Here is an 8919-nt window from a genome sequence, read left to right as displayed (position 1 = left end):
AGGATAATTGGATTATACGTGGCAATATGGCTAAGAAAATGAGCAAGGAAATGGAATGGCGCACTCAAGGAATGATTTATGCATTAAACATTGCAAAGAAAGACGGAGTGGAAGCATTGGAAAAGGATATCCGTCAGAGAGGATTCTTAAGAGCGCCACTTTCCTACAGCAATAAGCAGTTGGAAGAGTTCTGGGAGTTCCTGTCAAAGAATCTGTATGCAACTATGCTGACAGTGGTGTGTATGACACTGCATGATCAATTCGGGTATGGTAAGAAAAGGCTTCTTGGATTCAAAGAGAAATTCGATGAGCTGGCTTCTTGGATTCAAAGAGAAATTCGATGAGCTGACCAAGAATGCAACGAATCTGGACTATCTTGGTGAGCATTATGTAACCCTTGAAGATTATGCAGTGTACCTGAATGAAGAGTTTGACCTCGGTATCGATACGGCGAGGGTAGCAACCTGTCAGGAAAGTTATGATGAACATGATGAGAGATTCCGGGCGGCAGATATTGAAGAAGTCCTGAAAGTACTGCGAGAGGACGGATATGAAGAAGCAGCGGAATTTTTGCAAGGAAAGTTGAGGTAAGAAGATGTTTATAAATCTGACAAAGACAGAGGTTGAAGAGACGATCACCGCATTGGAAGATATCCAGACGTATCTGGAAGAAAACGGGATGGAAGACTGTACCAGATGCAACTTGGAGATTGTGAAAAGTGTAAAAGGACGACTCATGAAGGAACTCTTAATACAGGTGATGTGAGGTGTTGGAATGATACGGATTGTCAGTAAGATTAAATACCAGGGCAAATGCGATGCATGCGGAATTGGAATTACTTGCGAGAAAGAAGATGTTACAAACGTCCAGGTTGGAATGAATGAGCTTGGGAACTTCGTGGAATGCCCGAGCTGTGGAGAGAAGATTCGGGTTACAGAATATATGGAGCAAATACAGAAAAGGCGGGTGGGATAGATGAAATCGAATGATACAGGGAATATTGCAGAATTGATTGAGATGCTTCGGCAGGATGCGGTAGAAAAATACAAGAAAGAGCATGGATGGATTCCAACAACAGAAAGACTCCCAGATCAACGGGAATTCATAGAATCATATGTCAGAAGTGCATATGCAGCGGAGTTTCTGGTCACGATTGAGGGAGCAGATAAGGCAACAACATTGTATTATTCCCAGACAGGTGTCTGGTTCGATGAGACAGGAGAACCGTATAAGGTTGTGGCGTGGATGCCGCTTCCGAAAGCGTTCAAAGGATAGAAGGTGATAATTTGCAGGAGAAACGAAGCAGAAAAGAGCAGCGGAGAGATAGACAGCAGCATTATGAGGAGCTGGAAAGCCGGCATGATGCAAAGGCGTTGGAGAGATTCCAAAGACCGGCTTATCAGAGTGTGAGTGTTGCGGAATATCTGGCAAGGAAGTATGACATTACAGCGGAGGTGGATACCGGTGGACAAGGGCATTTTGATTGAGTACGCAGATATGAAAGAAGAGATAAAGGATCTGCGCCGGAGAATTGAGAAAATCCAGAAAGAATTGGATAAACTGCATGGACAAATTGTCGTGGATTCGGTATCATGTGGTAAGAAGGGGAAAAAGCCACTTGGTACGGTGAAGATCACTGGCAGACCGGTTGGTGTGATTTCCAGAAAAGAGCAGCTGCTGAATAAGAGAACCAGAAGGCTTGAGGAGCTGGAGGAAGAACTGCTGGAAATGACAATCCAGGTGGAAGAGTACATAGAATCCATTGAGAAGAGTGAACTGCGGATTATCTTTCGGCTGTATTTTCTGGATGATTTATCGTATCCGAAGGTTGCAGATCAGATGAACAAAATGTTTCCGAAACGCCGAATCCGGTACACAGATGAGAACGTCCGTAAAAAAATTCAAAGATATTTTGAAAATGTCCCACAATGTCCGGATAAAAAGTGATAGAGTATAAACTGGAATTGATGAAATGTAACAAGATAAGACATTTTTGATGGTTCCTCCGATCGTAAGTATTTAAAACCATGAAGAGACACCTGGTAGTGCTGGGTGTCTTTTTCGTTGCGTAATGTCGAAAAAAGAGGTATTATGGGAATGGATTTTGATATGAGTGGGAGGAAAAAGATGGAAAAGATTGTAGATTTTGTTAAAGAAAATTTAGGTGGCGTTTTAATCACATGTTTTGGAGTATTGGTGCCAGGGGCTTTAACCATAGCGGTTTTTAAAATGGAGCTTTATTCAAAATTGGACATTCTGAAATTATTATATTTATCTGCTGTTATTTCATCGCCATCATTTATGACATTATTTTGCATAATGGGAATTAATAAAGAGTTAAAGAATAATCAAGTAATACCATGTATCTGCGAAGCAGCGGTATATAATATACTTATATTTGCAGTTCCGTTATTTTGGAAATTAGTGCATCCTGGTTTATCCAAAGCTGTTTTCGCTGGAGTAATAGGAGTTATAATCATTGCGTGTTTTGTGAAAGAAGTCGTGAATCACGAAGGACATAACGGGAATAGCAAAAAAATGATTTAAAGGCACCCTCCGGGGTGCTTTTCTAATACATAAAATTGGATCATTAGTTCAGCGGTAGAACATTCGCCTCATAAGCGAAATGTCACAGGTTCGATACCTGTATGATCCATTAAAATAAACCAGAATTGAAGGTGGTGAAGTGGCAGGATATGAAAACATAAGAGATGCAAATAGTAAAAGAACCCCGGAAGAGCGCCGGGAATTGGCAAAAAAGGCAGGAAAAGCGAGCGGTCAGGCAAGACGCAGGAAGGCGGACTTCCGGAAGACATTAAACCTGCTGCTTACTGCTGAAATAGATAACGAAGAATGGAAGCCGGTTTTGGAGTCGCTTGGTGTTGAGTGTACTCTGGAATCGGCTTTGCTTATGGCGCAGATCAAGATAGCACTGGCAGGGGATACGCAGGCAGCGAAATTTGTAGCACAGTATTCCGGACAAAGTGCCAGAGCCGAGGAAGATCTGGAGAACAAGAAAGCAGATACAGAGCTGATTAAGGCAAGGAAAGAAGCCATTACTGGTGAAAATGAGAATGATGAAGCACTTGATCGGCTGGATCAGATCCTGAAAGAGGTGCGGGATAATGCAGTTAAGCAAGAAACAGAATGAGTATATTGTGAACGCAACTCATAGATGGAATATTAAGTCTGGTGCGGTACGTTCTGGAAAGTCCTACGTTGATACGGCTTTTGTGGTTCCTTTTCGTATTCGGGAAAGAACTGGTAAACCGGGACTCAATGTTATTCTTGGTGTATCCAAAGAATCGATTAAGCGAAATGTGCTGCAGCCAATGCGCGAGATTTATACAAACAAGCTGATCGGACAGATCAATAACCGGAATATGGCGCATATTTGTGGTGAAGAGGTGTATTGTCTGGGAGCTGAAAAGGTCAGTCAGGTGGCGAAGATTCAAGGTTCCAGTATCAAGTATTGTTACGGCGATGAGGTCGCTAAGTGGAACAAGGAAGTATTTCAGATGTTGAAATCGCGACTTGATAAGCCGTATTCGTGTTTTGATGGATCTTGCAACCCGGAACATCCGACACATTGGCTGAAAGAATTTCTGGACAATGATAAGTTAGATATTTATCTGCAGAGATATACGATATTTGACAATCCTTTTTTACCACCGAAATATGTAGAGGAGCTCTGCAAGGAGTATGAGGGGACGATTTATTATGACCGGTTAATCCTCGGGCTCTGGAAGCGTGCAGAAGGAGCGATCTATAAACGTTTTGCAGATAATCCGGATGCTTACAGATGTGAGGTGCTGGATGAACTTGCAAGTGACGTAGAATATAAGCAATTCAAAAAAACAGATATTGTATCGATAGAGATCGGACTTGACTTCGGAGGAAATCAGTCCGGTCATTCTTTTGTTGCCAGAGGATACACAGATGATTATGCGGATGTAATTTCAGTAATGTCTAAGAGAATTATGGCAAAGGATGCAGAGGAAGATATTGACAGCAACAGGCTGGATGAGCTGTTCTGTGATTTTGTTCAGGAAGTAATAGATAAATACGGAGTAATCGCAAAAAGCGGTAATTACGTGGAGTATTGCAACGTAGAATCTGTTTATTACGACAACGCGGAAACCGTCCTTGGTAATTCTATCCGGAATGCAGTAGAAAAAAGGTTTCCGTGGATTACAGTCAGAAAGGCAAGGAAAGCAGCGATTATTGACCGGATCCGTTGCACGGTAAGGCTTATGGGAGCGGGAAGATTCTGGATGACGGACGATTGTAAATCCTTACAGACGGCATTTTCGGATGCAGTATGGAACAAAGATGTAACAGACAAGGATGAGCGCCTGGATGATGGAAGCACCGATATTGATAGTCTGGATGCATTTGAGTATACGATAGAAAGAGATATGAAGGACCTGATAGAAGAGGTGGAAGATGTTTGATGGATTAAAAAGACTATGGGGAAGGATAGTGAGCATGTTTAATTATACGACCTTAAAAAATATAATCGGCAAAGATGTGGCGCTGTCACAGACCATGATCGATGCCATCAATAAATGGAAAAAGATGCTGGTTGGGAATGCGGACTGGTGCAGCGATATTGTAGAGTCTTTGAAGCTGGAAGAGGGGATTTGCCGTGAGTTCGCAGATTCCGTTTTAGTGGAGATGGAAGCCAAGATCCTGAATAATGACAAGATGGACAGGGTCCTTCAGAAGAGCTTATCAGACATGAATAAGAAGCTGCAGACAGGCTTGGCACTTGGAGCAATGGTTCTTAGACCACTTGGACCGGATACGGCGGAATATGTTGCGGCGGATAAATTCATTGTGATCAGTTTTTCTGATGATGGAACACCGAATGATATTGCTTTTCTGGTTGTGAAGTGTGCCGGGGAAAATGATTATTATACCAGAGTTGAACGGCATTATTTTACGAACGGCAATCTGACGATTGAGAATAAATGTTATCATTCACAGAGCCAGAGCGATATCGGGCAGATCTGCGGTCTGGAAGAGGTGGCGGAATGGGCGAACATTCTTCCAGGACCGGTTATTTATCCGGGAATGGTTCAGATGGATTTTGGATATTATCAAAACCCGATTGAGAATAAGGTGGACGGATCCGCTTGTGGTGTATCGATCTATGAGTCCGCAGAGAACCTGATCCGAAAAGCAGACATCCAGGGAGCTCGGCTGGACTGGGAGTACGATTCCGGAGAACGTGCAATCCATATTGACGAGAGAGCTTTGAAGAAGAGCGGTGGAAAGACCTATTTACCGAGATTAAAGAAACGCCTGTATAAAGGGCTGAATCTTGATGATGGAAAAGATAAGGAACTGTATAAAGAATATTCTCCGGAGATGCGAGATGAAGCGTTCCGCAGAGGTTTAGAGGAATACAAACGAGAAATCGAGTTCAATGTTGGTCTTGCCTATGGAGATTTGTCAGATGCACAGGAAGTGGATAAGACAGCTACAGAAGTACTTACTTCCAAGACCAGGAAATACAATCGAGTAACAGCAATTCAGGGAAAATTGGAAGAGTGCCTGAATGGATTTGTAATCGCTTTGGCATTCTACAACGGTTCTTATATGTCCGGTGTGGAATTTACCTGTGAATTTAATGATTCCATTCTGGCAGACGAAGAATCGGAACGACAGCAAGATCGGCAGGATGTAAGCATGGGCGTTATGAGTCTGTTGGAATACCGAATGAAATGGTACAACGAGGATGAAGAAACTGCAAAAGCAAAACTGCCAGAGCAGAATCAGGTGATGGAGTAGGATGCGGGATGATTACAAAGAAAAGATTGCCAGCAAGATTGCAGCGCGGTACATAATCCTGGAAGAACGGATCCTGCAGGACATTGCCCGGCGGATCAAAAAGACTGGCGAGATTACCAGTACAGCAGACTGGCAGATCAATAGACTTCGGATTCTGGGATATTCTTCCGAGGATATTGAAAGAGAGATCAAGAAGGTGCTGGATGCGTCTTATCCGGAAATGTTTGAGCTGTATGACAAGGTGATCGACTGGGAATACGTCCGGAATAAGGACATTTACGAACAGATCAATGCAGAGTTTATCCCGTATGAAGAGAATAAGCAACTGCAGCAGATCACAGATGCGATCATTCAGCAGAGCCTGGAAGATCTGGAAAATGTAACGAGGTCACTTGGCTTTTATCTGGATTATAACGGCAGAAAGGTCCTGACACCGTTGTCGCAGGTTTATACAAATTATCTGGACAATGCCTGCTTTGACATTGTGACCGGAGCATTTGACTATGGCAGTGTATTACGCCGGGTGGTCACGCAGCTGACAAACAGTGGACTTCGGAAGATTGAGTACGGATCCGGATACGCAAGCCGGGTAGAAGTGGCTGCTAGAAGAGCTGTGATGACTGGCGTGGCAAATCTTACCGGTGAAATAGCAGACTATAATGCCAAGAAGCTCGGAACAGAGTATTTTGAGGTTGAGTGGCATGCCGGAGCTCGTCCAACTCATGCGGTATGGCAAGGGCGTGTCTGGACAAAGGAACAGCTGTATTCGGTCTGCGGACTTGGTACAGTGACAGGACTTCTGGGAGCCAATTGTTATCATACTTATTACCCATTCTTTCCTGGCATTTCACAGCGTAACTGGTCAGATGAATGGCTGGAAGCCCAGAACCGGAAGGAAAGCAAGCCAAAAGAGTTCCGGGGCAAAGAGTACACCCTGTATGAGGCAAAGCAGAGACAACGCCAAATGGAAACAGCAATGAGAGCGCAGCGAGAAAAGGTACAGATGCTTCAGGATGGCGGTGCTGATCGGCAAGAAGTTATGCTCCAAAAAGCCAAATATCAGGGACAGCTGGGTGAATATGCAGCGTTTTCTCGTAAAATGGGACTGAAAGAGGAAAGAGAGAGAATTTACATTGATGGACGTGGAAGAATTGCGCCAAGTAAAGATGCACTGAAAACGGCACAGAAAATAATGAACACAGACTATTTATTTGAGAGAGGTAAAATTGCAAATATTTTAGGAGTGAGTAAAAAAGCCGTTGATTTTGGAAAAATGGATGAAAAATCAAGAAAATCTGTATATAATGGTGTTAAGAAAGTGCTTGATCAATTTCCAGAATTAAGGGGATATACAAAAAAAGTATTGTATGATCCAAATATAAAAGGTTATGCAATGAGTGAGTCCATGCGTGGCGTTTTAAAAATTAGTAGTAAATTCAGTGATTATGAGGATTTAAAAAGGCGGTACAATCGAGATGTGAGAGTGCAATTTCATCCAGCGGGGACTGATGCGGATGCTATTATTATTCATGAAATGGGGCATCAATTAGATGGATACCTTACGCGAAAGGGAGTTTGGGGCGGAAATGTAAGTATATACGGAACGATCCGAACAAGTGTAGCTGTAAAGCGCGAAGTGTTACAGCAATTAGGATATTTTGATTATATCCGCGCAGAGCGTGCAGAATGGACTCGGATGGGATATAAAGGGAGCGAACTCGCTGAAGCATTAGAGTTTTCTAAAAAGGAATTTATTACTAAACATGTATCAGGGTATGCAAATAAGAATGAAAAAGAGTTTTTTGCAGAATGCTTTGCGGAATATCTGATGAGTGAAAGACCAAGAGAAGCAGCTAAAATCTTTGGAGAGGTCTTGAAGGAAATTATGGAGGGATTGCGATGACAATGTTTGAGGCGGATACAGCGAATATAGAAAAAAAACTTCAGGAAATAGAGGATAATGATCTGTATAGCTTTATGAAAAAGCAGGGGTATTCAGAAGAACAGATAAAAATTGCAATCAGAAATACACATTTACTTGATGCAATAAATTGCCTGAAAGAAATTTTATGTGAGCCAGAAGAAATCGTATCTATTTTGCAAGAGAAGGGTTGGAAAAAAGAAGAGATAGAAGCAGTCATTAAAAACCAGATAAGCTAGCTGCCACCAGTCGAAATGACCGGTGGTATTTTTGCACTCATTTTTAGGAGGTGATCCAGATATCTCCCTTTGAGACGCAGGGTTAAGCGTCTTATTTTTATGCCCTGTCATATGGCATTAAACTGGACAACTACCCTGCCAGAGGTTTAGATGGCTATACCCGTACCGCTGAAAGAGCGGTTAATAAATAATTTTAGGAGGAATGTAACTGTGAAAAACATCTATGAGATTATGAAGGAGTATGGATTGGAAGTTCCAGAGGATAAGAAAACGGATTTCGATAAGGCTTGGAAAGAAAATTACCGTACCATAAGTGATTATGATAAGGCGGTTTCCCAGAGAGATAACTACAAGGCTTCATTGGATGACGTAAACACCAGGCTGAAAGAATTTGAAGGTGTGGATGTGAAGGATCTGCAGGGACAGATTACAAAGCTTCAGGGCGATCTGAAGGCGAAAGATGATGAATATGCAGCAAAAGAAGCTGACCGTGTGTTTATGGATTCTGTTAAAGAAGCAGTGAAGGCTGCTGGCGGAAGAAATGAAAAGGCAGTTATCGCTATGCTAAATATTGATGCTCTGAAAGAATCAAAGAATCAGTCCGATGATATCAAGAAGGCACTTGAGGATGTAAAGAAGTCTGATGGATATTTGTTCGGAGCAAATGAACCAATCAATAATCCGGTTGGCGGTACAAGCGGCGGTGGCGGTGCAGATCCGGGAGCGGATGATGTTGCTGCACTTCGAGCTGCTATGGGACTGCCGGAAAAATAGGAAGTGAGGTAAGGAAGAATGGCAAATACTATTGTACTTAGAAAACAGTATTCAACACTTTTGGATGAGGTGTATAAATTATCATCATTAACAGCTGTTCTGGATGGACCGAATGAGCTGGTAAAAGAGGGAGCAAACGCAAATGAGATCCTGATTCCAAAGTTATCTAGAGGGCACTGAAAAACCTA

The 8919-nt window shown here is 42.6% G+C and carries 15 protein-coding genes and 1 tRNA gene; all 16 read left to right on the top strand.

The window, feature by feature from the left end; all coding sequences use genetic code 11:
- Nucleotides 1-344: hypothetical protein (locus ACYQ5K_RS11100; protein ID WP_459777575.1), on the top strand; the 344-nt coding region annotated here is incomplete at its 5' end.
- Nucleotides 307-591, top strand: coding sequence for a hypothetical protein (locus tag ACYQ5K_RS11095; RefSeq protein WP_459777574.1), 285 nt, complete (start codon nt 307-309; stop codon nt 589-591). The genes ACYQ5K_RS11100 and ACYQ5K_RS11095, both read left to right, overlap by 38 nt.
- 4 nt (nt 592-595) lie before the next feature.
- Nucleotides 596-766, top strand: a complete 171-nt coding sequence (locus ACYQ5K_RS11090; protein WP_459777573.1) for a hypothetical protein — start codon at nt 596-598, stop codon at nt 764-766.
- Between the two features lie 9 nt (nt 767-775).
- Complete coding sequence (locus ACYQ5K_RS11085) at nt 776-976, top strand: hypothetical protein (RefSeq protein WP_459777572.1); 201 nt, start codon at nt 776-778, stop codon at nt 974-976.
- A complete protein-coding gene (locus tag ACYQ5K_RS11080; RefSeq protein ID WP_459777571.1) occupies nt 977-1276 on the top strand; it encodes a DUF551 domain-containing protein in 300 nt (99 codons plus the stop codon).
- An 11-nt stretch (nt 1277-1287) separates the two neighbouring features.
- Nucleotides 1288-1488, top strand: a complete 201-nt coding sequence (locus ACYQ5K_RS11075) for a hypothetical protein (RefSeq protein WP_459777570.1) — start codon at nt 1288-1290, stop codon at nt 1486-1488.
- Nucleotides 1466-1948: a hypothetical protein gene (locus ACYQ5K_RS11070; protein ID WP_459777569.1), complete on the top strand. Its 483-nt coding sequence runs from the start codon at nt 1466-1468 to the stop codon at nt 1946-1948. The genes ACYQ5K_RS11075 and ACYQ5K_RS11070 overlap by 23 nt, the downstream gene beginning before the upstream one ends.
- Before the next feature lie 180 nt (nt 1949-2128).
- On the top strand, nt 2129-2548 hold the full coding sequence (locus tag ACYQ5K_RS11065) for a hypothetical protein (protein ID WP_459777568.1): 420 nt from the start codon (nt 2129-2131) through the stop codon (nt 2546-2548).
- A 37-nt stretch (nt 2549-2585) separates the two neighbouring features.
- Nucleotides 2586-2657 (top strand) — tRNA-Met (locus ACYQ5K_RS11060).
- A gap of 30 nt (nt 2658-2687) precedes the next feature.
- Nucleotides 2688-3152, top strand: coding sequence for a hypothetical protein (locus tag ACYQ5K_RS11055; RefSeq protein WP_459777567.1), 465 nt, complete (start codon nt 2688-2690; stop codon nt 3150-3152).
- A complete protein-coding gene (locus ACYQ5K_RS11050) occupies nt 3127-4455 on the top strand; it encodes a PBSX family phage terminase large subunit (protein WP_459777566.1) in 1329 nt (442 codons plus the stop codon). The genes ACYQ5K_RS11055 and ACYQ5K_RS11050 overlap by 26 nt, the downstream gene beginning before the upstream one ends.
- Entirely contained in the window at nt 4448-5797 is a 1350-nt protein-coding gene (locus ACYQ5K_RS11045; RefSeq protein WP_459777565.1) for a phage capsid protein, read from the top strand. Before ACYQ5K_RS11050 ends, ACYQ5K_RS11045 begins: the two co-directional genes overlap by 8 nt.
- A 1-nt stretch (nt 5798) precedes the next feature.
- Complete coding sequence (locus tag ACYQ5K_RS11040) at nt 5799-7700, top strand: phage minor capsid protein (protein ID WP_459777564.1); 1902 nt, start codon at nt 5799-5801, stop codon at nt 7698-7700.
- A gap of 2 nt (nt 7701-7702) precedes the next feature.
- Nucleotides 7703-7957, top strand: a complete 255-nt coding sequence (locus ACYQ5K_RS11035; protein ID WP_459777563.1) for a hypothetical protein — start codon at nt 7703-7705, stop codon at nt 7955-7957.
- Between the two features lie 210 nt (nt 7958-8167).
- The gene (locus ACYQ5K_RS11030; protein WP_459777562.1) at nt 8168-8731 is read left to right on the top strand and encodes a phage scaffolding protein; all 564 of its coding nucleotides are present in this window, start codon (nt 8168-8170) and stop codon (nt 8729-8731) included.
- A gap of 18 nt (nt 8732-8749) precedes the next feature.
- On the top strand, nt 8750-8911 hold the full coding sequence (locus tag ACYQ5K_RS11025) for a hypothetical protein (protein WP_459777561.1): 162 nt from the start codon (nt 8750-8752) through the stop codon (nt 8909-8911).
- The last annotated feature ends 8 nt before the right edge of the window (nt 8912-8919 follow it).

The organism is Allocoprococcus similis (genome assembly GCF_054660775.1).
The sequence above is the reverse complement of the archived record's forward strand: the minus strand, read 5'-3'. Positions and strand labels throughout refer to the sequence as shown.

Excerpts from the sequence above, each read along its gene's own strand:
- ACYQ5K_RS11095 (WP_459777574.1), top strand. The coding sequence starts at position 307 with ATGAGCTGGCTTCTTGGATTCAAAGAGAAATTCGATGAGCTGACCAAG.
- ACYQ5K_RS11045 (WP_459777565.1), top strand. The coding sequence starts at position 4,448 with ATGTTTGATGGATTAAAAAGACTATGGGGAAGGATAGTGAGCATGTTT.
- ACYQ5K_RS11025 (WP_459777561.1), top strand. The coding sequence starts at position 8,750 with ATGGCAAATACTATTGTACTTAGAAAACAGTATTCAACACTTTTGGAT.
- ACYQ5K_RS11085 (WP_459777572.1), top strand. The coding sequence starts at position 776 with ATGATACGGATTGTCAGTAAGATTAAATACCAGGGCAAATGCGATGCA.
- ACYQ5K_RS11035 (WP_459777563.1), top strand. The coding sequence starts at position 7,703 with ATGTTTGAGGCGGATACAGCGAATATAGAAAAAAAACTTCAGGAAATA.
- ACYQ5K_RS11090 (WP_459777573.1), top strand. The coding sequence starts at position 596 with ATGTTTATAAATCTGACAAAGACAGAGGTTGAAGAGACGATCACCGCA.
- ACYQ5K_RS11080 (WP_459777571.1), top strand. The coding sequence starts at position 977 with ATGAAATCGAATGATACAGGGAATATTGCAGAATTGATTGAGATGCTT.
- ACYQ5K_RS11040 (WP_459777564.1), top strand. The coding sequence starts at position 5,799 with ATGCGGGATGATTACAAAGAAAAGATTGCCAGCAAGATTGCAGCGCGG.
- ACYQ5K_RS11065 (WP_459777568.1), top strand. The coding sequence starts at position 2,129 with ATGGAAAAGATTGTAGATTTTGTTAAAGAAAATTTAGGTGGCGTTTTA.
- ACYQ5K_RS11050 (WP_459777566.1), top strand. The coding sequence starts at position 3,127 with ATGCAGTTAAGCAAGAAACAGAATGAGTATATTGTGAACGCAACTCAT.